Source organism: Sphingomonas hankookensis (assembly GCF_022664465.1).
Lineage (GTDB): Bacteria > Pseudomonadota > Alphaproteobacteria > Sphingomonadales > Sphingomonadaceae > Sphingomonas > Sphingomonas hankookensis.
Window position 1 is genome coordinate 51,951 of record NZ_JAKREV010000005.1, and the last position, 23,088, is coordinate 75,038.

At 68.2% G+C, this 23,088-nt stretch carries 21 protein-coding genes; 8 read left to right on the plus strand and 13 right to left on the minus strand.

Features of this window, described 5'->3' with window-relative positions; translation table 11 throughout:
* The first annotated feature begins 3 nt into the window (after positions 1-3).
* From MF610_RS13580 to MF610_RS13600, 5 genes are all read left to right on the plus strand, one after another.
* Positions 4-2,706, plus strand: coding sequence for a TonB-dependent receptor (locus MF610_RS13580; RefSeq protein ID WP_242197729.1), 2,703 nt, complete (start codon positions 4-6; stop codon positions 2,704-2,706).
* Between the two features lie 249 nt (positions 2,707-2,955).
* Positions 2,956-4,152: an aspartate aminotransferase family protein gene (locus MF610_RS13585; protein ID WP_242197732.1), complete on the plus strand. Its 1,197-nt coding sequence runs from the start codon at positions 2,956-2,958 to the stop codon at positions 4,150-4,152.
* Entirely contained in the window at positions 4,149-5,570 is a 1,422-nt protein-coding gene (astD, locus tag MF610_RS13590; protein WP_242197735.1) for a succinylglutamate-semialdehyde dehydrogenase, read from the plus strand. The genes MF610_RS13585 and astD overlap by 4 nt, the downstream gene beginning before the upstream one ends.
* Positions 5,571-5,583: 13 nt before the next feature.
* Positions 5,584-6,915 (plus strand): 2-oxoadipate dioxygenase/decarboxylase HglS, encoded by a 1,332-nt coding sequence (hglS, locus tag MF610_RS13595; protein ID WP_242197737.1) that lies wholly within the window; start codon positions 5,584-5,586, stop codon positions 6,913-6,915.
* A complete protein-coding gene (locus MF610_RS13600) occupies positions 6,912-9,857 on the plus strand; it encodes an FAD-binding and (Fe-S)-binding domain-containing protein (RefSeq protein WP_242197740.1) in 2,946 nt (981 codons plus the stop codon). Before hglS ends, MF610_RS13600 begins: the two co-directional genes overlap by 4 nt.
* Here MF610_RS13600 and MF610_RS13605 read toward each other — a convergent pair.
* Both MF610_RS13605 and MF610_RS13610 read right to left on the minus strand, forming a co-directional pair.
* The gene (locus MF610_RS13605) at positions 9,767-10,678 is read right to left on the minus strand and encodes a LysR substrate-binding domain-containing protein (RefSeq protein ID WP_242197743.1); all 912 of its coding nucleotides are present in this window, start codon (positions 10,676-10,678) and stop codon (positions 9,767-9,769) included. The genes MF610_RS13600 and MF610_RS13605 overlap by 91 nt on opposite strands.
* A gap of 42 nt (positions 10,679-10,720) precedes the next feature.
* A complete protein-coding gene (locus MF610_RS13610; protein ID WP_242197746.1) occupies positions 10,721-11,311 on the minus strand; it encodes a DUF1826 domain-containing protein in 591 nt (196 codons plus the stop codon).
* Between the two features lie 255 nt (positions 11,312-11,566).
* On the opposite strand from MF610_RS13610, the gene MF610_RS13615 reads away from it, so the two are divergent.
* On the plus strand, positions 11,567-12,373 hold the full coding sequence (locus MF610_RS13615) for a hypothetical protein (protein ID WP_242197749.1): 807 nt from the start codon (positions 11,567-11,569) through the stop codon (positions 12,371-12,373).
* Positions 12,374-12,417: 44 nt separating this feature from the next.
* On the opposite strand, the gene nadA is transcribed toward MF610_RS13615, so the two are convergent.
* From nadA to MF610_RS13640, 5 genes are all read right to left on the minus strand, one after another.
* Positions 12,418-13,413, minus strand: a complete 996-nt coding sequence (gene nadA, locus MF610_RS13620; protein ID WP_242197751.1) for a quinolinate synthase NadA — start codon at positions 13,411-13,413, stop codon at positions 12,418-12,420.
* Between the two features lie 122 nt (positions 13,414-13,535).
* The gene (locus MF610_RS13625) at positions 13,536-14,252 is read right to left on the minus strand and encodes a DUF4230 domain-containing protein (RefSeq protein WP_242197754.1); all 717 of its coding nucleotides are present in this window, start codon (positions 14,250-14,252) and stop codon (positions 13,536-13,538) included.
* Entirely contained in the window at positions 14,237-15,094 is an 858-nt protein-coding gene (locus MF610_RS13630) for an MBL fold metallo-hydrolase (protein WP_242197757.1), read from the minus strand. The genes MF610_RS13625 and MF610_RS13630 overlap by 16 nt, the downstream gene beginning before the upstream one ends.
* A gap of 138 nt (positions 15,095-15,232) precedes the next feature.
* On the minus strand, positions 15,233-16,864 hold the full coding sequence (locus MF610_RS13635) for a M56 family metallopeptidase (protein WP_242197759.1): 1,632 nt from the start codon (positions 16,862-16,864) through the stop codon (positions 15,233-15,235).
* Complete coding sequence (locus tag MF610_RS13640) at positions 16,861-17,229, minus strand: BlaI/MecI/CopY family transcriptional regulator (protein WP_242197762.1); 369 nt, start codon at positions 17,227-17,229, stop codon at positions 16,861-16,863. Before MF610_RS13640 ends, MF610_RS13635 begins: the two co-directional genes overlap by 4 nt.
* A gap of 403 nt (positions 17,230-17,632) precedes the next feature.
* Here MF610_RS13640 and MF610_RS13645 point away from each other — a divergent pair, with 403 nt between their 5' ends.
* Together MF610_RS13645 and MF610_RS13650 are read left to right on the plus strand one after the other, a co-directional pair.
* Complete coding sequence (locus MF610_RS13645; RefSeq protein ID WP_242197765.1) at positions 17,633-17,977, plus strand: hypothetical protein; 345 nt, start codon at positions 17,633-17,635, stop codon at positions 17,975-17,977.
* A 32-nt stretch (positions 17,978-18,009) separates the two neighbouring features.
* Entirely contained in the window at positions 18,010-18,294 is a 285-nt protein-coding gene (locus MF610_RS13650; protein WP_242197768.1) for a CsbD family protein, read from the plus strand.
* Between the two features lie 198 nt (positions 18,295-18,492).
* Here the strand turns inward: MF610_RS13650 and grxD are convergent, their stop codons facing one another.
* The 6 genes from grxD to leuC form a co-directional block, all read right to left on the minus strand.
* The gene (grxD, locus tag MF610_RS13655; protein ID WP_242197771.1) at positions 18,493-18,816 is read right to left on the minus strand and encodes a Grx4 family monothiol glutaredoxin; all 324 of its coding nucleotides are present in this window, start codon (positions 18,814-18,816) and stop codon (positions 18,493-18,495) included.
* 31 nt (positions 18,817-18,847) lie between these two features.
* Complete coding sequence (locus MF610_RS13660; protein ID WP_242197773.1) at positions 18,848-19,090, minus strand: BolA/IbaG family iron-sulfur metabolism protein; 243 nt, start codon at positions 19,088-19,090, stop codon at positions 18,848-18,850.
* Complete coding sequence (locus tag MF610_RS13665) at positions 19,091-19,414, minus strand: DUF1476 domain-containing protein (protein ID WP_242197776.1); 324 nt, start codon at positions 19,412-19,414, stop codon at positions 19,091-19,093.
* 428 nt (positions 19,415-19,842) lie between these two features.
* Positions 19,843-20,838, minus strand: coding sequence for an NADPH:quinone oxidoreductase family protein (locus MF610_RS13670; RefSeq protein ID WP_242197779.1), 996 nt, complete (start codon positions 20,836-20,838; stop codon positions 19,843-19,845).
* Positions 20,801-21,430, minus strand: coding sequence for a 3-isopropylmalate dehydratase small subunit (gene leuD / locus MF610_RS13675; RefSeq protein WP_242197782.1), 630 nt, complete (start codon positions 21,428-21,430; stop codon positions 20,801-20,803). The genes MF610_RS13670 and leuD overlap by 38 nt, the downstream gene beginning before the upstream one ends.
* A gap of 123 nt (positions 21,431-21,553) precedes the next feature.
* The gene (gene leuC / locus MF610_RS13680) at positions 21,554-22,990 is read right to left on the minus strand and encodes a 3-isopropylmalate dehydratase large subunit (protein WP_242197785.1); all 1,437 of its coding nucleotides are present in this window, start codon (positions 22,988-22,990) and stop codon (positions 21,554-21,556) included.
* Between the last annotated feature and the right edge of the window lie 98 nt (positions 22,991-23,088).

Here is a 23,088-nt window from a genome sequence, read left to right on the forward strand (position 1 = left end):
GGCATGAAATCCGTAACGCGGTTCCGCTTGCTCAGCCTGGCCGGGATGGCCACCGTCCTGTCCGCCCCGGCGGCATCGGCGCAGACGCAGCCCGCGGATACCCCCGCGCCGCCCGCCGGCACGGTGCAGGACGCGGCGGTGCCGGCCGAGGACGGCAACATCATCGTCACGGGCCTGCGCGAAAGCCTGCGTCGCGCGGTCGATATCAAGCGCAACGCCGACAACATCGTCGATTCGATCGTCGCCGACGATATCGGCAAGCTGCCCGACCAGAATATCGCCGAGGCGATCCAGCGCATTCCCGGCGTCACCATCTCCCGCGACAATGGCGAGGGGCAGTTCATCACCGTCCGCGGCCTCGGCCCCGCGTTCAGCACCGCGCTGTACAACGGCCGCATCCTCGCGACCGAAAATCAGGGGCGCGAGTTCAGCTTCGACATCCTGCCCGCCGAACTGATCAACCGCGTCGACGTGTCCAAGACGCCGACCGCCGCGCAGATCGAAGGCGGCATCGCCGCGACGGTCGACATGTACACCGCGCGGCCGTTCGACTTCACCGGCACCAAGGTGTCGCTGTCGGGACAGGCCAATTACGACAAGCTGCGCGGGCAATTCTCGCCCCAGGCCACCGGGCTGTTCAGCACGACCTTTGGCGGCGGCGATTTCGGCATCCTCGGCGCGTTCTCGTACATCGACCGCAAGATTCAGGGAAAGCGCATCTTCACCGACGGGTGGGAAGCGAACCAGAATCTCGACCTGAACAAGGACGGCACGCCCGAGTTTCGCGGGGTGTCGATCCCGACCTATGCCGAATATGGCAACAACCGCACCAGCCGCAAACGCCTGTCGGGCCTGCTGACCGCACAGTGGCGCGCGACCGACACGCTGCTGCTGACGCTCGACGGGCTGTATTCGAAGCTGGACGTCAACGACGACAACAAGGTGTTCTTTGTTTTCGGCGGTCCGGGCGACGTGACTGCGGCGACGGTCGATGAGAACAACACCGTCACCAGCTATACCGGCATTTCGTCGGGGCCGATGTTCACCAACCAAATCCGCCCGCGCCTCGCCACCACCTATCAGGCGGGTGCGAACCTCGCGTGGAAGCCATCGGACCGGCTGACCGGTACGCTCGACTTTTCGTGGTCGAAGGCGGAGGACCAGACCGGCGGCAACCAGGCATGGTTCGAAAGCAACCTCGCCACGCCCAGCTATTCGCCGGCCGGCGTACGCTTCACGATCGGCGGGAACGGGTTGCCGGTCTATACCGGTCTGGGCAACATCCTCGACACGTCGAACGCTCGCGCCGGGTTCCTGACCTATGAAGGCGTCAGCGTTTCCGACGAAATCTATCAGGTCAATTCGAACCTGAAATGGGATGCCGATATGGGCATCCTCACCCGCATTTCGGGCGGGGTGAACTATTCGGACCGCAAGAAGGCGCGCTTCTCGTTCAAGACGCCCGATGCGCTGCAATGCCTGTATTGCGGCGCGGGCGTGTCGATCCCGGGCAGCGTGTTCACCGGCACGGCGGAGGGGACCAACTTCCTCGGCTCGGGCATGTTCGACAGCGACTATCCGACCTATGCCGCCGCCGACCTCGCCAAATATCTGCTGTCCGATGCGGCGATCAACCAGCTGGCCGATCCCGCCGCGGCGCGCGCCTCGCTGGCGGCCAATGGCGGGACCTTCGGCGTCATCCCGGTGCCGGGCAACAGCGGTTCGGCGCAGGAGCGTACCATTGGCGGCTATCTGCAGGCGTCGCTAGGCGGCAATTTCGGCACGCGGCGGTGGTCGGGCAATATCGGGCTGCGCTATACCCGCACCGACGTCACCTCGCGCGGGGTGGGGCAGGAAATCCTGAGCATCACCACCCCGCCGGGCGGCGGCGATCCGGTCGTCAACCTGTCGGCGCCGCAGCCGATCACCGAAACCGGGTCCTATGGCCAGTTCCTGCCGAGCGCCAACTTCAAGCTGGATGTGTTCGAGGACGTCGTGTTCCAGGCGGCGGTCGCCAAGACGCTGACCCGCGCGACGCTCAGCGACCTGCTGCTCATCCGCAACATCAACCCGCGGCCGCGCGAACGGGCGATCACCGACGGCAATCCCGGCCTCCAACCGATGATCGGGTGGAATTACGACGCGGCGCTGACCTGGTATCTCGACCGCTCCAGTTTCCTGAGCGTCGCGCTGTTCGCCAAGGACCTCGACAATATTTCCGAATCGACGACGACGACGATCGATGTGCTGGGCTTCGATTTCCGCCGGACCCGGCCGGAGAATATCGGCAGCCGCAGCTATCGCGGGATCGAGTTTTCGGGCCAGTACACCTTTACCGGCCTGCCCGAACCGCTCGATGGGCTGGGCGTGCAGGCCAATATCAGCCTCGTCGATCCCGACGCCACCACGTACAACGCCGTCGCCTTCTATGAAAAGGGCCCGTTGCAGGCGCGTATCGCGTACAACTATCGCAATGCCTATCAGCAGACGGAGCAGGGCAATCGCGGACAACCGGTCAATGTCGACGCCTATGGCATCTGGGATGCGAGCATCAACTATGCGCTGAACGATCAGGTGACGTTCTTCGCGCAGGGGCTGAACCTCTTCAACGAAAAGACCTTCCTCTATTCGGTGTACAAGGAGCGGGTGATTTCGTTCGAAACCTATGGGCCGCGCTATGCGCTGGGCGTGCGGTTGAATTTTTAGGGGCTCAGCGGACTGCCGACGACCCATCGTCCCCCCGCGCAGGCGGGGGTCCAGGGCGGCACACGCAGGCCGTTGTTCTGCCGGGCTCTGGCCCCCCGCCTGCGCGGGGGTACGGCAGCATGTGGCTTGGCACTCATTACCGATTCGCATCAGCAGATGAGCGCATTGCGTTTGTCGCGACGCCCGACCGGTTCCAATAGGGCGCATACGGGCGTGCTGGCGCATTCCCGACGCGAATGAGGAGCCGTCATGACCGATCCGCTGATGAACCTGTACAATCGCGCGCCGATCGCGGTCGATCGTGGCGAGGGCGTCTGGCTGATCGATACCGACGGGCGGCGCTATATCGACTGCGTCGCGGGCATCGCCACCGATGCGCTGGGCCATGCCCATCCCAAGCTCGTCGCCGCGCTGACCGAACAGGCGGGCAAGCTGTGGCATGTCTCCAACATCTTCCGCATTCCGGGGCAGGAGGCGCTGGCGCAGCGGCTGGTCGATGCGTCGTTCGCCGATTGCGTGTTCTTCGCCAATACCGGTACCGAAGCGGTCGAATGCGCGATCAAGACCGCGCGCCGCCATCACCATGCAAACGGCCAGCCCGAGCGGATCGACGTCATCGGCTTTGCCGGGTCGTTCCATGGCCGCACCTATGCCGCGATCAACGCGTCGGGCAATGCCGGCTATATGGAGGGATGTGGACCCCGCCTGCCGGGCTTCGTCCAGCTGTCGCTCGACGATGCGGCAGCACTTGAGGAAGCGATCGCGCGGCCGACCACCGCGGCGGTGATCGTCGAACCGGTCCAGGGCGAAGGCGGCGCGCGGGCGCTGTCGGGCGAATGGCTGCTGCGCTTACGCGAACTGACCCGGCGCCACGGCGTGCTGCTGATCCATGACGAGGTGCAGAGCGGGATGGGCCGCACCGGCCGCCTGTTCGCGCACCAGTGGTTCGACGGCGCCGCGCCCGACATCATGGCACTGGCCAAGGCGCTGGGATCGGGCTTCCCGGTCGGCGCGTGCCTTGCCACCGCCGATGCCGCCAAGGGCATGACGCCGGGGGTGCACGGCACGACCTTCGGCGGCAATCCGCTGGCGATGGCGGTCGGCATCGCCGCGTTCGATACGATCGCCGACGAGGCGACGCTGGCCAGCGCCCGCGCCGCCAGCGCCGACTTCTTCGACCGGCTGAAGGCATTGCGCAGCCGCTTCCCCGACGTGATCGCCGAGGTGCGGGGCAAGGGGTTGCTGATCGGGCTGAAGATGATCCCCAACAATCGCGAGTTCATGGGAGTGGCGCGCGATCACGGCATCCTCGTCGCGGGCGGTGGCGAGAATTGCGTGCGGCTGTTGCCGTCGCTGCTGATTACGCCCGCCGAGATCGCCGAGGCGGTCGATCGGCTGGAAGCGGCGTGCGTTGCGGTACGCGGACAGATGGAGGAAGCGGCATGAGCTTGCTGACCTCGACCTGTCCCGCGACCGGCGAGACGGTGTGGTCCGGCCCCACCGCCAGCCGCGACGATGTTGCCGCAGCGGTGGCGCGGGCGCGGGCGGCGTTTCGCGACTGGCGCGGGACGACCGTCGAACAGCGGGTGGCCGTGGCGCGTGCCTATGCCGCGCTGCTCAAGGAACGCACCACCGCGCTCGCCGAACTGATCGCACGCGAAACCGGCAAGCCTTTGTGGGAAACCACGCAGGAAGTCGGCACGATGGTCGGCAAGGTCGAACTGTCGATCGCCGCACAGGCCGAACGCGCGGGTGACAAGCACAGCGCGATGCCGTTCGGGCAATCGGTGCTGCGCCACCGTCCGCACGGGGTGATGGCGGTGCTGGGGCCGTATAATTTCCCCGGCCATTTGCCCAACGGCCATATCGTGCCTGCGCTGCTGGCGGGGAACACGGTGGTGTTCAAGCCGTCCGAGCTGACCCCGGCGGTCGGCGCGGCGATGGTCGCGGCGTGGCATGACGCCGGTTTGCCTGACGGCGTGCTCAACATCGTGCAGGGCGCGCGCGAAACCGGTGAGGCGCTGGTCGCGGCGGAGATCGACGGGTTGCTCTTCACCGGATCGGCGACAACCGGCGCGCATTTTCGCCGCGCCTTTGCCGATCGGCCCGACGTCATCCTCGCGCTTGAACTGGGCGGCAACAACCCGCTGATCGCGTGGGACGGCGATGTGGACGAGATCGCGGCGACGATCGTCCAGTCGGCCTATGTCACCACCGGCCAGCGTTGTTCGTGCGCGCGGCGGCTGATCGTGCCCGAAGGCGCATTCGGCGATGCGGTGGTGGATGCGGTCGCGGCGCTGATCCCGCAGCTGCCGATCGGGCGCTGGGACGAGAATCCTTATATCGGGCCGCTGATTTCCGACGCCGCCGCCGCGACCGCCGCGCGACAGGTCGACGCGCTGCTGGCCGCCGGTGCCCGCGCGATCGTGCAGTTCGGTGGCGTCGTCGGGCGCAGCGCCGCGTTCGTCACCCCCGCGCTGCTCGACGTGACCGGCATCGCCGTGCCCGACGAAGAGATTTTCGCTCCAGTCCTGCAGGTCCGCCGGGTCGCGGACATCGACGCCGCGATCGCCGCCGCCAACGACACCCGCTTCGGCCTGTCCGCCGGGCTGCTGACCACCGACGACGCGCTGTGGGATCGCTTCGTAGTCGAGGCGCGCGCCGGCGTGGTCAACCGCAACCGCCCGACCACCGGTGCGGCGGGGGCGCAGCCGTTCGGGGGGATCGGCGATTCGGGCAACCACCGCCCCAGCGCCTATTACGCCGCCGATTACTGCGCCTATCCGATGGCGAGCTTCGAGGCGGACAGCGCCGCGGGCAATGCCGGTGCGCTAGGCCCGATGTTGCGCGCTCCCGCCGCCTGATCCTGGAACCATGATGACCGACTTCACGTCCTGCGACGCCATCCGCACCCGCTTTTCCGAAGCGATGTCGGCGATGTACCGCGCCGAAGTGCCACTCTACGGCGACCTGCTGTCGATCGTCGCCGAGGTGAACGAACGCACCCTCGCCGAACGGCCCGAACTGGCGGCGGAACTGGCGGTCGCGGGAGAACTCGGCCGGCTGGATGTAGAGCGCCACGGCGCGATCCGCGTCGGTACGCCCGCCGAACTGGCGATGTTGCGCCGCGCCTTTGCGGTGATGGGGATGCACCCGGTCGGCTATTACGACCTGTCGGTGGCGGGCGTGCCGGTGCATTCGACCGCGTTCCGCCCGATCGAGGCGGCGGCGCTCAACGCCAACCCGTTCCGCGTCTTCACCTCGCTGCTGCGGCTCGAACTGATCGAGGACGACGCGCTGCGTGCCGAAGCGGCGGCGATCCTGTCGACCCGGCGCATCTTCACCGACGAGGCGATTGCCCTGATCGAGCGCACCGAGGCGCAGGGTGGATTGAACGACGGCGATGCCGACCGCTTCGTCGCCGCACTGCTCGAAACCTTCCGCTGGCATGGCGATGCACGGGTGGATGCGGGCAGCTATACCCGGCTGAACACGGCGCACCGGCTGATCGCCGATATCGTGTCGTTCCGTGGGCCCCACATCAACCACCTGACCCCGCGCACGCTCGACATCGACGCGGCACAGGCGGAGATGGAACGCCGAGGGATCGATGCGAAGGCGGTGATCGAGGGCCCGCCACCCCGGCGCGTACCGATCCTGCTGCGCCAGACCAGCTTCAAGGCGATCGAGGAAGCCGTGACCTTCCCCGGCGACCAGACCGGCCAGCATACCGCTCGCTTCGGCGAAATCGAACAGCGCGGCGCCGCGCTGACGCCCATGGGGCGTGCGCTGTACGACCGGCTGCTGGCACAGGCGCGGCAGGGCAGCGGCGACTATGCGCAGCGGCTGGCGGAGGCGTTTGCCGACTTCCCCGACACGATCGAGGGGTTGCGCGAACAGGGCCTCGCCTATTTCCGCTACGAAGCCGTCGATGGCGCACCATTGGCCGGCGACCTGGGCGACTGGATCGCGGCGGGAGCGGTGCGCGCGGTGCCGTTGGTGTATGAGGATTTCCTGCCAGTCAGCGCCGCGGGCATCTTCCAGTCGAACCTCGGCGGTGCGGCGACGCAAAGCTATGGCGCGGCGGCGGCGCAGGCGGCGTTCGAGGCGGCGCTGGGCGGCCCGGTGCATGACGAACTGGCGCTCTATGCCGCGGCCGAGGCGCACTCGATCGTCGCGCTGCATCGCGGTCTGCGCGACGCGGCGTGACGCAAGCAGTCGATGCGCTGTTCGCCCGGCTGACGGTGGCGGGGTTTGCCGGCGATGCGGAAGCGGGCCTCGGCGCGCGGCAGGTCGCGGCGACCGACAATTCGATCTATCAGGTCCGCCCGGCCGCGATCGTCTATCCGCGCGTTGCTGAGGACGTCGCGCTGCTGGTGCGCGCGGCGCGCAATACCGGCCTGCCGCTGACCGCGCGCGGCGGCAATACCGGGACCAACGGGCAATCGCTGAATGACGGCATCGTAGTCGACTTCGCGCGCCATATGCGCGGCATCGGCGCGTTCGACCGGCAAACAGACACCGTGGAGGTCGAGCCGGGGGTCGTCCTCGACCAGCTGAACGCGTTCCTCGGGGGCCATGGCCGCTTCTTCCCGCCGATGGTGTCGACCGCCAGCCGCGCGACGATCGGCGGGATGGTCGCGACCGATGCGTCGGGCAAGGGGTCGCGGCGCTGGGGCAAGACGTCGGACTATATCGTCGCCCTCGACCTGGTACTGTCCGACGGCACCGAATGGCGCGCCGAACCGATGACGCGGGCCGAAGCGGAGCGGATCGCCACGGGTACCGGCATCGTCGCGGACATCCACCGCGAGGCGCTGCGCATCGTCACCACCCGCGCCGTCGATATCGCCGCGACCTTTCCCACCATGAATCGCGGGCTGACCGGCTATAACCTGCAAAAGACGTGGGATGTGGACGCCGACCGCTTCTTCCTCGGCTATCTGCTGGCCGGGTCGGAGGGGACGCTGGCGCTGACCCGGTCGATCACGCTGCGCGTCGCGCCCAAGCCGAAGAAGCGCGCGCTGGCGGTGATCCGCTACGGCGCGTTCGACGCCGCGATGCGCGACGTGCAACGGCTGATCGCCGCCGATCCGGTCGCGATCGAGATCCTCGACGACAAGGTGCTGGGCGTCGCGCAGGACGACATCATCTGGGCGAGCGTCGAGGGGTTGCTGGGCGGCAGCGACACGCCGGTCGCCGCGATGAACTTCGTCGAGTTCACCGCCGACGACGATGCGACGATCGACGCCGGCCTTGCCCGGCTCGCTGCGATCGGGCCGCAGGGGGATTGCCGGATCGTGCGCGACGACGCGGCGATCGGTCAGTTGTGGACGCTGCGGGAGAAGTCGGTCGGGTTGCTCGCCCGGCTGGGCGGCGCACGGCAGGGGGTGCCGTTCGTCGAGGATACCGCCGTGCCGCCGGAGCGGCTGGCGGACTTCGTCGCCGAGTTCCGCGCGCTGCTCGACGGCCACGGCCTCAACTACGGCATGTTCGGCCATGCCGATGTCGGCTGCCTGCACGTCCGCCCGTTCCTCGACCTGCGCGATCCAGCACAGGCGGCGCTGATCCGGCCGATTTCCGACGCGGTGGCGGCGCTGACCAAGGCCTATGGCGGGCTGCTATGGGGAGAACATAGCCGCGGCTATCGCGGTGAGTTTTCGCCCCTGTTCTTCGGCAACCTCTATCCCGAATTGCAGCGGTTGAAGGCCGCGTTCGACCCCGACAACCGCCTGAACCCCGGCAAGCTCGCCGCGCCCGCCGGGCAGCCGATCGACCGGATCGACGGCGTACCGTTTCGTGGAGAAAGTGACCGCCAGATCGACGCCCCCCATGCCCACGCGTTCGACCGCGCGGTCGCATGCAACGGCAACGGCGCCTGTTTCGGCTGGAGCGCGCAGGACCTGATGTGCCCGTCGTACAAGGCGACGCGCGACCGGGCGCAATCGCCCAAGGGCCGCGCGGCGCTGCTGCGCGAATGGGCGCGGCTCGATTCGATCGTCGATCCGACCCCGGCCGAACGTGCCGATCACGCCGTGATCGAACGCGATACGCGGGCGTCGCTCGTCACTTGCCTGTCGTGCAAGGCATGCACGACGCTATGCCCGGTGCGGGTCGACGTGCCGACGATGGCGTCGCGCTTTGCCGAGCGGCATTGGGCGAAACGCACCCGACCGCTGCGCCATCACATCGTCGCCCGGATGGAGGCGATGCTGGCCGCGGGGCGGCGGATGCCGCGCCTCGCCAATGCGGTTGCGCGCACCGGGGTGGCGCGCACGCTCGGCTATATCGACCTGCCCGCCTTCTCGCCCGGTCGCGACCCGTTGCCACCGGTCGCGAAGCCCGAATGGCTGGCGGCGCTGTCGCCCGAGGCGCGCGCCGACACGGTCGTGCTGGTCGAGGACAGCTTTACCGCCAGCTTCGACCGTGGGGTGATCGCGGCCGCCGCGCGCGTGCTGAGCGCGTGCGGCTATCGCGTGTGGCGGGTGCCGCCGCGGCGCAATGGCAAGGTGCTGCACCTGCTGGGGATGCGCGACCGCTTCGTGACGGTGGCGGCGGCGCGGATGGCCGAAGCGCGGGCGCTGGCCGATACCGGCGTCCGGCTGGTTGGGATCGATGCCGCCACCGCGCTGATGTTCGCGCAGGAATATGCCGAGGCGGCGGGCGGGACGATCGACGTCGCCGGGCTGGAGACGGTGCTGGCCGACGCGGTGCGCGCCGGTCGCGTGCCACCCCTCACGCCCGACCCGCAGCCGCTGCGTCTGCTGGGCCATTGCACCGAACAGGCCTTGCGCCCGCAGGCGTTGACGCAATGGGCCGAGGCGCTGGCCGGGTTCGGCATCGTCGCGGCACCGGCCAAGACCGGATGCTGCGGCATGGCCGGGATGTTCGGGCACGAAGCACGCAACCAACAGCTGTCGCGCGACATCTTCGCGCTCAGCTGGGCGGCGGTGACGCAGGACGATGCGATGCTCGCCACCGGTTTTTCGTGCCGGTGCCAGACCGAGCGGATGACCGGCCGCCGCCCGCTGCACCCGGTCGAGGCTATCGACCGGCGGCTTCAGGCTTCGGAGGCGGCCTCGGCCAGCAGCCAGTCGCGGAACCGGTCGAACAACGGGCTGCGCACGCCCCCGCGCGGCCAGACGAGATAATAGGCCTCGCGCGCGCTGAGCGTCACGGCAAGCGGCGTGACCAGCGTCCCCGCCGCCAGTTCGGGGCGGATCAGGAACGACGGGATCAGCGCCACCCCCATCCCCGCCGCTGCGGCGTGGGCCAGCATCAGGAAATGTTCGTACACCGGCCCCTCCGCGGTCGCATCGGCCAGCCCCGCGGCGGCGAACCAGCGCCCCCACGCATCGGGCCGCGCCTCCAGCGACAGCAACGCGGCCGGCGGCAGGTCGGCGGGGTGCGCCACCGGGTGCCGCGCCAGCCAGTCGGGCGAACACACCGCGACGACATCCTCGTGGAACAGCAGCGCATGGTCCGCCCCCGGCCAGTCGGGCAGCCCGAAATGGATCGCCGCGTCGAAGCGCTCCTCGCCGAAATCGAACGGATAGGAGCGCGCGGCGAAGTTCACCAGCAATTCGGGATGGCGCGCGGTCAGCCCTGGCAGGCGCGGCGCCAGCCAGCGCATCCCGAAGCTGGGCAAGGTCGCGATGGTCAGCGCGCGGTCGTCCGGAGGAAGGAGCAACCGCCGCGTCGCGCTGCGCACCCGCTCGACCGCCGGGCCGATCGCCGCGGCATAGGCGATCGCCGCCGGGGTCGGCGTCACCCGCCGCCCGCGCCGTTCGAACAGCGGCGTGCCGAGCCAGTCCTCCAGCAGCGCGATCTGCCGGCTGATCGCGCTTTGCGTCAGTGCCATGCGCTGTGCCGCGCGCGAAAAGCTGCTGGTCTCGACCGCCGCTAGGAAGCTGGCGAGCGCGGGCAGCGGCGGCAGTTCGCGGCGATGCACGTCGGGGGGATCGGTCGGCATGACGTGCGGACGCTGACACCCTCCCCGTGCAAGCGCAAGCGATCAGGGGTCACGTGGATCGATCACCAGTACCAGCCGCCGCTCGCCGGTCGCCGCGACCGGCGGCGATCGGTGGACGATCGGCGCATCCTCCGACCAGCCGCGCCCCTTGAACAAGGCGACGTCGCCGGTCGCGACCTGCCGCAGCGTGAGCGTCGCGGGATCGCTGCCGCCTGCCAGCGCCGCCGCATCGCCGGTATCGAGCCACTGCGTGCCCGGCCCGACATAGCTGCAGATCAGCCGCGCGGTGACATAGTCGGCGTGGAATTTGCGGCACGCATCGGTCTCGATCACCTCCAGCCGGATCGCGACCGCGGCGCTCTCCATCAGCGCCGCGAACTGCGTGGCAAGATCGACAATATCGCGTCCGAGTGCCGCATCGGCATACCCCGCCGCGCGGAGCGCTTCGGGCAGGCCGTCCGACAGCGCATCGACCATTAGCGTCACCGCGACGTCGTCGACGGTGTCGAGATCGTCGACGACCGGCGTCCCGTCGCGCTGCCAGATCGCCAGATTGACCGCGGGCAACCGAATGGTGGCGAGGTCGTCGATCCGGCCGACGAGCCGGACATGATCGGGGAAAGGGTGTAGCATCACGATATCTCATTATGTTACGTGATAACATCACTATACTAAACGAGACTAGGTCGGCAAGTGCGCGTAAATTTGTCCACCGTACCCCACGCAGGCGGGGGTGCGGCAAGGTTTGGCGGGCGCTGCCCTTCTCGAAGGTTCGCAAGGGCCGGCGATATCCGCGGGTATCGCTCGCAAGGGTCGGCTCCACACCCCCGCTGGAACAGCGGCTCCAGCCAGGCGCAACCGAACCGGAGGTCGCTGGGTTCGTCCCTCATGCCCTCCACCGCCCTCCGCACCGGCGACGCCTCGCCGCTCGCCCGCGCCCTGCCGATCCTGTGCGCGATCGTGCAGATTTTGACCACGTTGCTGCCCGGCATCGGCATCGGCCGCCCGATCGGCGACCAGTCGAACAGCGTCCGTACGCTCGTCACTCCGGCGGGCTGGGCGTTCGCGATCTGGGGCGCGCTCTATGCCGGCACGATCGTGTTCGCGGTGTATCAGGCGTTGCCACGGCAGCGGAGCAACCCGCTGCTCGCCCGTCTGCGCTGGCCCGCCGCCGGGGCGTTTCTCGGCAATGCGCTGTGGGCGGCCTATACGCAGGGCTTCGGGCTGGGTGTGGCATCGGTAATCATCATCCTGTTCACGCTGGCCTGCCTGATCGCGACGCTGCGCACGCTTCCGGCATGGCCGCACGGTTTCTCGGCCGGCGAGCGCTGGTGCGCGGCGCTACCGCTCACAGCGCTGGCCAGCTGGCTGACGGTCGCGTCGATCGTGAACATCGCCGCGACCTTGCGCTTTATCGGCGTCGACGGCGGCGATGCCACGCCGCTGATCGCCGCCGCGCTGCTGCTGCTCGCGGGAGTGATCGCGGCATGGGCGCTAATCGCGACGCGCGGCTGCCCGCCCTATGCGCTGGTGTTCCTGTGGGCGCTCGCTGCGATCTGGGCGGCGGGCGGACAGGCGGCGACGCTGGCCGCGCTCGCCGTGCCGGCCGCAGCGCTGCTGGTGGTGGGCACACTGATCGGCCTGTCGCGCGGCGGCGTGCGGCACTGGCTGGGACAGCAGGGCGGACCATCGTAGCAGAAGAAGCCAGACCCCGGGTCAAGCCCGGGGCGACGTGGAGATTAGCCGGCGCGTAGCGGTCCCAAGTCGCCCAGCCCTACCGTGCCGCTCGCCATCGCCAGCATCCGGTCGAGCGACACCTTCGCTTGTCGCCGCAGCCCTTCCTCGATCTCGATCCGGGGGTTCAGGTCGCGCAGCGCGATGTACAGCTTTTCCAAGGTGTTGAGCGCCATATACGGGCAGATATTGCAGTTGCAGTTCCCGTCCGCCCCCGGCGCGCCGATGAACTTCTTGTGCGGCAGCGCCTTTTCCATCTGGTGGATGATGTGCGGCTCGGTCGCGACGATCAGCGTGTCGCCGGGGAATTCGCTGGCATAGGACAGGATGCCGCTGGTCGACCCGACATAATCGGCATGGTCGAGGATGATCGCCGGGCATTCGGGATGCGCCGCGACCGGGGCATCGGGGTACTGCGCCTTCAGCTTCAACAACTCGGTTTCGCTGAACGCCTCGTGCACGATGCACACGCCCGGCCACAACAGCATGTCGCGCCCGGTCTTGCGCATGAGATACCCGCCGAGATTGCGGTCAGGACCGAAGATCACCTTCTGGTCGGCTGGCAGCTGCGCGAGGATCTTTTCCGCCGACGACGACGTGACGATGATGTCGCTGAGCGCCTTCACCTCGGTCGAGCAGTTGATGTACGTCAGCGCGATGTGATCGGGGTGCTGCGCGCGGAACGCCGCGAATTGTTCGGGCGGACAGCTGTCCTCCAGCGAGCAGCCGGCGTCCATGTCGGGCAGGATCACCGTCTTGTCGGGCGACAGGATCTTTGCGGTTTCCGCCATGAAGCGCACGCCGCAGAACGCGATGACATCGGCATCGGTCGCCGCCGCCTTGCGGCTGAGGTCGAGGCTGTCACCGACGAAATCCGCCAGGTCCTGGATCTCGGGCCGCTGGTAATAATGGCCGAGGATGACGGCGTTGCGCTCCCGGCGCAGCCGGTCGATCTCGGCCAGCAGGTCGGTGCCGGTGGGCAATTCGGTGCGCGCGTTCATCATCGTCTCCCTGTGACCCTGCACCTAGGTCGGTCGTAGTGTGTCTGCAAGTCGAGCTTCAAACGTGCGCTGTAGCCGTACCTCCGCGCAGGCGGGGGTACGGGTGAAATCAGCCTTATGTGCTATCGCCGATTGCCCAGCACCTCGGCTGGCGGGGCGGACACGTCCCAGCGCTCGCCGCCGCGCGCGCCGCGTTCCGCCGGGAACGTCACCACGACCCGCACGTCACTCTCGCCCGCCGCCGCCAGCGGGGCCGCCAGCACCCGCGCAAGGCTCGCGCGGGCCAGTTCGCGCGCCTGTGCCAGCCGTTCGGGGCTGCGCGCCTCGCGTTCGGCCCGCGCTTGCGCCACCGCCGACACGCGCTGGCCCAATGCCGCCGCAGCCTCGCGCGTGACGTAGACGCCGTGCGTCTCGACCAGCGTCCGCGCCGCTTCATCGATGTTCGGACGGGCGACGGTCACGTCGGGGGCGTCGACCACCAGCGTACGGGTGTCGGCCGACCAGCTCAGCTGCCCCTCGCCGATCCCGCCCAGATCGACGAAATAGTCGACGGCATAGGGCATCTTCACCACCTGATCCGACCGCAGCCAGCCGAAACCGCGCGTGTCGCTGGCGCTCGCCTGCAACGTGCCGCTCAGGGACGCGACCTTGAGCGCGCTCGCCCCCGACAGCCGCGCGGTGATGATCCGCGTCACCGCCTGCCCGCTATCGGGTTCGGTGGTGACGACATAGCGTTCCTGATAGCGCTGCCACGCCATCCACCCGCCGATCGCCAGCGCCAGCAGCACGACGGTGGCGACGATCAGGCGGATCGCCTGCGGCCTCAGCTGCGATGCCATGTCGCACCCTCCTGCCGCACGATCCCGCGGCGTTGCATGTCGATCAGGTGCGCCAGCACCGACCGCTCCGCCGCGCCCAGCAGCTTGGGGTGCAGCCCGACATACATCGCCGCCACCATCGCCGGCACCTCGTGGACGCCGCGTTCGATCGCACGTGCGATCTGTCCTTCGCGCTGCTTGCGGTGGCCCAGCATGCCGCGCACCAGCCGCCTGGGATTATCGACCGCGTCGCCATGCGCCGGATAATAGATGCGGTCCTCACGCCCCAGCAGCTTGTCGAGGCTGGCCATATAGTCGCCCATGTCGCCATCGGGCGGCGATACGATCGTCGTCGACCAACCCATGACATGATCGCCGCTGAACAACGCACCCGTCTCGGGCAGCGCGAAGGCGAGGTGGTTCGACGTATGCCCCGGCGTCGCCACCGCAACCAATGTCCAGCCGTCGCCCGCCACCGCCTCGCCATCGGCCAGCACCCGGTCGGGGCGATAGTCGATATCGAACGCGGCGTCGGCGCGCGGGCCGGCGTCGTCCATCGTCAGCGGCGCACAACCGATGATCGCCGCACCGGTCCTTGTCGCCAGCGGTCTGGCGCCGGGGCTGTGGTCGCGGTGCGTGTGGGTACACAGGATCGCTGCGACCTGCCGGTCACCGACCGCGGCCAGCAGTGCGTCGAGATGCACGTCGTCGACCGGACCCGGATCGATGATCGCCACCGCCCCGCTGCCGCCGACGACGAAGCTCTGCGTGCCGGTGTGGGTATAGGGCGATGCATTGCGCGCCAGAACGCGCGTTACCAGCGGTTCGAGCGGCTGGGCGATACCGGGGGGAAAGTCGGCCATTGTGACGTGAGATGGCGGCTGGGGCGGTGCGATGCAAGGCAGGCGCCCTGCCCATTGGACACGGCGACGGGCCGGCCGGCACGAGTGCCGACCGGCCCTGCCGCGGACGAACGGGGCTGGACGTCCGCGGACCCGGTGTCAGTCCTTCGAGTCGATCTCGGACTGGATTTCACGGATGCTTTCGTCGATGCCTTCCAATGCGCTGCGGCGGGCACCGGCCGGCATGTCCTGGTTCGCGGCGATCGAAGCGCGGCTCGAACGCAGCCCGGCCAGGGCCGCCCGCAGCCCCTGTCTGGCATAAAGCTGCCCTTGCGCCGCCTGCGCCTCGCCACGCGCCGCCTGTGCCGCCCCCAGCGCCGCCAGCTTCGCGCCCTGTTCGGCCTGGAACTGCGCGTTTCGGGCCACGACGCGGATGCGGTCGGTACAGATGACGGTGATCTGCTTGCCACCCTCGTTGCGGGTCGTGCTGGTTTCGGTACCCGGACCGCAATTGGCGTTGACGATCTTGATGTCGGGAATTTCGTTGACGCTCTGGTTCAGCAGCTTGCCGTCGCCGTCATATTGCTGGACGACGATCTTGCGGACCGCACCATTGGCAGGCGTTCCCGGCGTGAAGGGGCGCTTCACCATGATGGTGGTCGGCATCGCCGGCTGAGTAGCGGGCGATGTCGCCGGCACGGCCGGCGCCGGCATCGGCGCAGGGCTTGCGGGCTTGGCAGGCACCGCCGGCAGCGTCGCCGCCTGTGCCGGAACGATCGCCGCCACCGGAGCGAGTGCCGCTGCCGCCTTCGCCTCTACGCTCGCAATCTCGACGCCGGTCGCATCCTCGACCTTGCCGCGCAGCGTCTCGGCGGCCTGCGTCCCCGACGCGGTGATGCCGAGGCCGATCACGGCCAGCGCCAGCGTGGCACCGCCGGCGATCCGGCGGGTGGCGGGCGACATCACCCGATGCTTCGACAACATGATCAGTCTCCCTTTGAGCTCATGGACGCCATGCAGGTGGCAGGCGGCCGACAGCCCCTGGCCATGCGCGGACTTGACGATGGCGGTGGCGTAGGCGTGGCGGACTTGCGGGGTGGCACGGGCCAGCACCATCGCGTCGCACGCCATTTCCTGGTCCGCACGGAACGCCCGGAACGCGCGCCACGCGACCGGATTGAACCAGTGGCACCCCAGCACCACCAGTGCGAACCAGTTGGCGAGCAGATCGCCGCGGGCATGGTGGCCCAGCTCGTGCGCCAGCGCCAATGCCTGTTCGCGCTCGTCATAGCGCTCGCGGAAATCGACCGGCATCGCGACGTAGCGCTGGAACACCCCGAAGGCGAGCGGCCCGGCGGCATGGCGCGTCTCGATCATGCGGACATGGCCGCCCGCCACGCCCTTCGCCCGGCCCGATGCCAGCACCTTGGCGCAGAAGCGGTTGTGCTGCACGATATGCCACGCGACGAACGCGACCGCGCCCAGCAGCCACAGGCCGATCACCGCCAGCGGCACCTCGGCCATCCCCCAGCCTTGCGGCAGTGCGGGCACCTCGGCCACCGGCACGCCCAGCATGATGACGCCGGGATCGGTCGCCGCGCCGATCGGCGCGATGTCGACCGGACGCCATGCGTCGGGAATGGGCGGCAGGATCATGCGCAGCGCGGGCAGCGCCCACAGCGCATAGGCCGCCTGCGGACCGAAGCGCCGCGCGACCGGGCCGCGCAGGCCCAGCACCAGCAGCATCAGCAGCGTCGTCGCCGCGATCGTTTCCACCGCCCATCCGATCATTGTTTCAGCGCCTTCAACAGAGCCTCGATCTCGTCGATTTCCTTCGCGCTCAACTGGTCGCGTTCGGCCAGGTGCGCGACCAGCGGCGTCAGGCTGCCACCGAACAGCCGGTCGATGAACTTCTGCGATTCACCCGCGACATATTCCTCGCGCGCGACCAGCGGACGATAGCGATAGCGCCGCCCGTCCTCCTCCGCGCCGATCACCTGTTTGGCGAGCAGCCGTCCGAGCAGCGTCTTGACGGTGTTCGCGCTCCAGTCGCGCGCCGGGGCGACGCGTTCGACCACTTCCTGCGCGGTGAGCGGGTTCTTGTCCCAGAGCACTTCCATGACGGAGTGTTCGGCATCGCTGATTCGTTCGGCCATGGCGCATGACTACACCCGTGGTCATCGCGTTTACAAGCGTAATCTTTTATTGACCCGCGACCTGTCGGTATCGCTTACACCTGCCCGTCATGGTGCATGGCCGTTAACCGCCGCAACCCGCAGAAACCGCCGCGTTGCGGAACTGGCACGACGCCTGCATGGTTGAAGATACCCGATGCGTTCGCGCTTCAATTCGGGCGGACCGGCACCTCCTCCAGTCGCCGGTCCGCCCACCCCGGGTCCCCCAGACTACGAACCGACCGCTGGCCAAGCCGTTCGTCCCGTGTCGCCCAAGACTTTCCGGACGATCTACCCCCGATCGCCGGGTAGTATAGTGCACGAATACTACGGATACATCATCGACTTGCCGGGTTCATTGCGCCTGACCACAGGGGAATGACAGATGCGTACCGCAGGACTATTTGCCACGGGCATGATATTGGCCTTTGCCACAACGGCCTGCGTAAATCCGTCGGCGCGCATCGCGTCCTCGCTGGAGGGCTATGGCTTTGCCCCCGACCAGTCGCAATGCGTCGGCGACCGGCTCGAAGCGAACCTGTCGCTCGGCCAGTTGCAGCAGCTGGGCAATGCCGCCCGTGCCGCGCGCGAAGGCGATACCACGCCGGGCCGGCTGACCATCGGCGACTTCGTCCGCGCCGCCGGCGCGGTCAAGGACCCCAAGGTTCCGCTGGAAGTCGCCAAGGCCGCGGCCGGTTGCGGCGTCGCGACCAACCCGCCGGCGCTCTGATCCCGCTTTTCATTTACCATGGAGATTCGCACATGAACACCGATACCTTGACCGGCGCCGCCACCGACCTTGGCGGCAAGTTGAAGGAAGGCGTCGGCACCGCGACCGGCGACCGGACGCTTCGCGAGGAAGGCAAAGCCGACCAGCTCGGCGGCAAGGTCCAGCAGCGCTATGGCGAGGCGAAGGACACGATCGAGGACACGCTCCGCCCGGTGATCGATCAGGTCCGCCAGTTCGTGCGCGACCGTCCGTTCGCATCGGCGGCGCTGGGCGGAGTGCTGGGCCTCGCGGTCATCAACACGCTGCGCGGCAAGTAACCGCGCAGGGGGTCTCGACCCACTGACACGGAAACGTCGCCCCAGCGAAGGCTGGGGCCTCAAGCGGCGCCTGTCCCGCGCCGTCACCGGGAGATCCCAGCCTTCGCCGGGGTGACGTTTCGGAGAGATTGGCCCCTAAACGAAAAAGCCCGACCGCGTCGCTGCGGCCGGGCTTTTTGCTTGAACGGAACAGGTGGTTCAGGCAGCCTTGCCGTCCCCCAGCAATTCGGCCAGCTCGCCGCTCTCGTACATCTCCATCATGATATCCGATCCGCCGACGAACTCACCGTTGACGTACAGCTGCGGGATGGTCGGCCAATCCGAATAGGCCTTGATCCCCTGCCGGATGCCCTGGTCCTGCAGTACGTCGACGCTTTCGAACTCGGTGTTCAGATGATTGAGGATCGCCACCGCGCGGCTGGAAAAGCCGCATTGCGGGAATAGCGGGCTGCCCTTCATGAACAATACCACCGGGTTGCTCTTCACCACCGCGTCGATACGGGCGTTGCTGTCGTCGGTCATCGTCATATCCTTGCTGTCGCCCGGGGGCGCTTCATGCCTGTAGCGTGGGGACGCCGGTCGTCAGTTGCAATGCGTGCAGTTCACCGCCCATGCGCCCGCCCAGCGCCGCATAGACCGCGCGCTGCTGCGCAATGCGCGGTAGCCCACGGAAACTTTCCGACACCACCCGCGCGGCATAATGGTCGCCGTCCCCGGCCAGATCGGTGATCTCGACCACCGCGTCGGGAATTGCCGCGACGATCAGCGCCTCGATCGCCTGTGCCTCCATCGGCATTTACATGCTCTCCAGCAACTGGCGGCGCGCTTCGACGTCGCAATCGGCCATCGCCTGGCGGATCGTCGCCTCGTCGCAATCCACCCCGGCGGCGGCCAGGTCGGAGATCAGCTTGCGGATCACGTCCTCGTCGCCGACTTCCTCGAAATCGGCCTGCACGACCGAGGTCGCATAGGCGTCGGTCTCGGCGGGGGTCAGTTCCATGCGTTCGGCGGCCCAATGGCCCAGCAGCTTGTTGCGCCGTGCGGTCACGCGAAACGCCATTTCCCCATCGCGGGCGAATTTGGCTTCGAAAGCGCGTTCCCGGTCGTCGAACGTCGTCATGGCATTCCCCTACTCATCCCTCCTGCCGGAGATAGGATGCAGCCGGGTTCCGCGCAACGTCCGCACGCGACAGCCGTATACGTGTCGCCTGTCGCAATGGCCGCACCCGACCAGTACGTCACCCCAGCGAAGGCCGGGGTCTCCCCGAACTGCCACTGTCGCTTGCCCGGTGCGCGAGAAGAAGATCGTTCACGCGAAGGCGCGGAGGCGCAGAAAGGTTGCGTTTGCAAGAGAGCATTTACCGCTTCAGCGGCCTTCAGCCCATGTAGCAGCTAGGAGAAAGGCTTCGCCGGACAACCCGCCGTCGCCCGGCACCCTATCTCTCTGCGCCTCCGCGTCTCTGCGCGAACCAATATTCTACTTCTTCACCGCGCCTCCGCGCCTTCGCGCGAAGATCCCTTCTTCTTCGCACCGCCGCGCGAAAACCCTTAAGGCACCACCACCAGCTTCCCGATCACCGCCCGCCCGGCCAGCGCCGCGATCGCGTCTCCGCCGCGCTCCAGCGGGAACGAGCCCGTCACCTTCGGCGCGATCGCCCCTTCGTCCCACAGCCGGAACAGAGTCGCGACATGTGCCGCGTTCGCCGCCGGATCGCGCATCGCGAACGCGCCCCAGAATACGCCGCACACGTCGCAGCTCTTGAGCAGCGTCAGGTTCAGCGGCAGCTTCGGGATACCCGCCGGGAACCCGACCACCAGATAACGCCCTTCCCATCCGACCGACCGCAGCGCCGGTTCGGCATAGTCGCCGCCGACCGGGTCGAACACGATGTCCGCGCCCTGCCCGCCGACCGCCGCCTTGAACGCGTCGGCCAGCGCCTTCGACGCCGCCTTGTCGAGCGGGGCATAGGGATAGACGACCACCTCGTCCGCCCCTGCCGCCCGCGCCGCCGCCGCCTTTTCCTCCGAAGACACCGCCGCCACGACCCGCGCGCCGAACGCCTTGCCCAGCTCGATCGTCGCCAGCCCGACGCCGCCGGCAGCGCCCAGCACCAGCAACGTCTGCCCCGCCGCGATTCGCCCGCGATCGACCAGCGCATGGATCGCGGTGGCATAGGTCAGCAGCAGCGCCGCACCATCTTCGAAACTGCGGTTTGGTGGCAGGCGGTGGAGCGCCGCGGCCGGCACCGCCAGTTTGCCGACCATCCCGCCGTGCCCGGTGACCGCGATCACCCGGTCGCCGACCGTCCAGCCCCCGACGCCCTCGCCGACGCTATCGATCACGCCGGCCACTTCGCCACCCGGCGCGAACGGCCGCTGCGGCTTGAACTGGTATTTGTCCTCGATGATCAGGACGTCGGGATAGTTGACCGCGCACGCCTTTACCGCGACGACGACCTGTCCCTTGCCCGGCTGCGGGTCGGGGAGTTCGCCGATGGTCAGCGTGTCAGGGCCGCCCGGCTCGCTCGACAATAGTGCCCGCATTCCCGCTCTCCTGATGGAGCCACGGTCGCGCACTGGACACGCCGGACTCGTATTTCGAAATCGCGGTATCTTGTGCCAGCGTCATGCCGATCTCGTCCAGCCCTTCCATCAGGCATTGGCGACGAAACGGGTCGAGGGTGAAGGCGAACCGATCCTGGAACGGCGTGGTGACGGTCATCGTCTCCAGATCGACGGCGATCGGCTGCTCCTTCGCCACCTCGACCAGCCGGTCGATCGCGTCCTGCGGCAGCACGACCGTCACGATCCCGTTCTTGATCGCGTTTCCAGAAAAAATATCGGAAAAGCTCGGCGCGATCACCGCGCGGACGCCCATGTCGGTCAGCGCCCATGCGGCATGTTCGCGACTGGAGCCGCAGCCGAAATTCTCGCCCGCGATCAGGATCGGCGCCCCGGCATAGCGCGGGTCGTCGAACAGATTGCCGGGTTCGGCCCGCACGCTTTCGAACGCACCCTTGCCCAGCCCTACGCGCGTGGTCGTCTTCAACCAGTGCGCCGGGATGATGATATCGGTATCGATATTCTTGGCACCCCAGGGATAGGCGCGCCCGTCGACATGGACGATCGGCTCCATCAGGCGCGCTTGTCCTGCGGCGGGGCCGGCTTCGCCACCGCCGGGCGCACCGACGCATAGGCCGCCGCCATCCCGCTCAACACCGCACCCGCGATCAACGCGACCAGAACCCGCTTCATATGCCTACTCCGTCACCAGTTCGCGTACATCCGCCAGCCGCCCGGTCACCGCCGCCGCCGCCGCCATGGCGGGCGACAACAGGTGCGTCCGCGCCCCCGGCCCCTGCCGTCCTACGAAATTGCGGTTGCTGGTGGAAGCGCAGCGTTCGCCCGGCGGCACCTTGTCCGGGTTCATCGCCAGGCACATCGAACAGCCAGGCTCGCGCCATTCGAAGCCGGCCTCGGTAAAGATGCGATCGAGGCCCTCGGCCTCCGCCTGCCGCTTGACCAGCCCCGATCCGGGCACGACCAGCGCCTGCTTGATCCCGCCGGCGACCTGCCGCCCCCTCACCACGCTGGCGGCGGCGCGCAGGTCCTCGATCCGGCTGTTGGTGCAGCTGCCGATGAAGATATAGCTGACGGGTACATCCTGCATCCGCGTGCCCGGCGTCAGGCCCATATAGTCGAGCGACTTCTGCGCCGCGACGCGCTTCGACGGATCGGCGAAGCTGTCGGGCGACGGCACGACGCCGGTGATCGGCACGACGTCCTCGGGGCTCGTCCCCCACGTCAGCGACGGCGCAATGTCGCTGGCGTGCAGCTGCACCACCTTGTCATAGCGCGCGCCGGCATCGGTCGGCAGCGTCCGCCAATAATCGACCGCCCTGTCCCAATCCGCTCCGGTCGGCGCCATCGGCCGCCCTTTCAGATAGGCAAAGGTCGTCTCGTCCGGCGCGATCAGCCCGGCACGCGCCCCGCCCTCGATCGACATGTTGCTGACCGTCAACCGCCCCTCGATCGACAGGCCGCGAATGACCTCGCCGGTATATTCGACGACATAGCCGGTGCCGCCCGCCGCCCCGGTCTTGCCGATGATCGCCAGCACGACGTCCTTGGCCGATACGCCATAGCCGAGCGTCCCGTTGACGCGGATTTCCATCGTCTTGGATTGCTGCAGCAACAGCGTCTGCGTGGCCAGCACATGCTCGACCTCGCTTGTGCCGATCCCGAACGCCAGCGCCCCCAGCGCCCCGTGCGCGCTGGTATGGCTGTCGCCGCAGACCAGCGTCGTGCCCGGCAGCGTAAAGCCTTGTTCGGGACCCACGACATGGACGATCCCCTGCTCGGCCGCCGTCGCGTCGATATAGCGGATGCCGAACTCCGGCGCATTCGTTTCCAGCGCCGCCAGCTGCTGCGCGCTCGCCGGATCGGCGATCGGCAGGCGGTTGCCCTGCGCATCCACCCGCCGCGTCGTCGGCAGGTTGTGATCGGGCACCGCCAGCGTCAGCTCGGGCCGCCGCACCCGCCGCCCGGCGGCGCGCAGGCCGGCGAACGCCTGCGGACTGGTGACCTCGTGGACGAGGTGCCGGTCGATATAGATCAGACAGGTGCCATCGTCGCGCCGTCCGACGACGTGATCGTTCCAGATTTTCTCATACAGGGTCTGCGGAGCGCTGTTCATGTCCGCGCGTTAACCGAAAACAGGCGGCGACGGAAGCTCTCACGACATTTTATTACCAATACATAGATATTCCGTATCCGAAGCATGGACCCTTTGCA

What these genes read in the sequence shown, in the direction of transcription:
- MF610_RS13580 (WP_242197729.1), top strand. Translation starts at nt 4, where the DNA reads ATGAAATCCGTAACGCGGTTCCGCTTGCTCAGCCTGGCCGGGATGGCC.
- MF610_RS13585 (WP_242197732.1), top strand. Translation starts at nt 2,956, where the DNA reads ATGACCGATCCGCTGATGAACCTGTACAATCGCGCGCCGATCGCGGTC.
- astD (WP_242197735.1), top strand. Translation starts at nt 4,149, where the DNA reads ATGAGCTTGCTGACCTCGACCTGTCCCGCGACCGGCGAGACGGTGTGG.
- hglS (WP_242197737.1), top strand. Translation starts at nt 5,584, where the DNA reads ATGACCGACTTCACGTCCTGCGACGCCATCCGCACCCGCTTTTCCGAA.
- MF610_RS13605 (WP_242197743.1), bottom strand. Translation starts at nt 10,678, where the DNA reads ATGCCGACCGATCCCCCCGACGTGCATCGCCGCGAACTGCCGCCGCTG.
- MF610_RS13610 (WP_242197746.1), bottom strand. Translation starts at nt 11,311, where the DNA reads ATGCTACACCCTTTCCCCGATCATGTCCGGCTCGTCGGCCGGATCGAC.
- MF610_RS13615 (WP_242197749.1), top strand. Translation starts at nt 11,567, where the DNA reads ATGCCCTCCACCGCCCTCCGCACCGGCGACGCCTCGCCGCTCGCCCGC.
- nadA (WP_242197751.1), bottom strand. Translation starts at nt 13,413, where the DNA reads ATGAACGCGCGCACCGAATTGCCCACCGGCACCGACCTGCTGGCCGAG.
- MF610_RS13625 (WP_242197754.1), bottom strand. Translation starts at nt 14,252, where the DNA reads ATGGCATCGCAGCTGAGGCCGCAGGCGATCCGCCTGATCGTCGCCACC.
- MF610_RS13630 (WP_242197757.1), bottom strand. Translation starts at nt 15,094, where the DNA reads ATGGCCGACTTTCCCCCCGGTATCGCCCAGCCGCTCGAACCGCTGGTA.
- MF610_RS13635 (WP_242197759.1), bottom strand. Translation starts at nt 16,864, where the DNA reads ATGATCGGATGGGCGGTGGAAACGATCGCGGCGACGACGCTGCTGATG.
- MF610_RS13640 (WP_242197762.1), bottom strand. Translation starts at nt 17,229, where the DNA reads ATGGCCGAACGAATCAGCGATGCCGAACACTCCGTCATGGAAGTGCTC.
- MF610_RS13645 (WP_242197765.1), top strand. Translation starts at nt 17,633, where the DNA reads ATGCGTACCGCAGGACTATTTGCCACGGGCATGATATTGGCCTTTGCC.
- MF610_RS13650 (WP_242197768.1), top strand. Translation starts at nt 18,010, where the DNA reads ATGAACACCGATACCTTGACCGGCGCCGCCACCGACCTTGGCGGCAAG.
- grxD (WP_242197771.1), bottom strand. Translation starts at nt 18,816, where the DNA reads ATGACCGACGACAGCAACGCCCGTATCGACGCGGTGGTGAAGAGCAAC.
- MF610_RS13660 (WP_242197773.1), bottom strand. Translation starts at nt 19,090, where the DNA reads ATGCCGATGGAGGCACAGGCGATCGAGGCGCTGATCGTCGCGGCAATT.
- MF610_RS13665 (WP_242197776.1), bottom strand. Translation starts at nt 19,414, where the DNA reads ATGACGACGTTCGACGACCGGGAACGCGCTTTCGAAGCCAAATTCGCC.
- MF610_RS13670 (WP_242197779.1), bottom strand. Translation starts at nt 20,838, where the DNA reads ATGCGGGCACTATTGTCGAGCGAGCCGGGCGGCCCTGACACGCTGACC.
- leuD (WP_242197782.1), bottom strand. Translation starts at nt 21,430, where the DNA reads ATGGAGCCGATCGTCCATGTCGACGGGCGCGCCTATCCCTGGGGTGCC.
- leuC (WP_242197785.1), bottom strand. Translation starts at nt 22,990, where the DNA reads ATGAACAGCGCTCCGCAGACCCTGTATGAGAAAATCTGGAACGATCAC.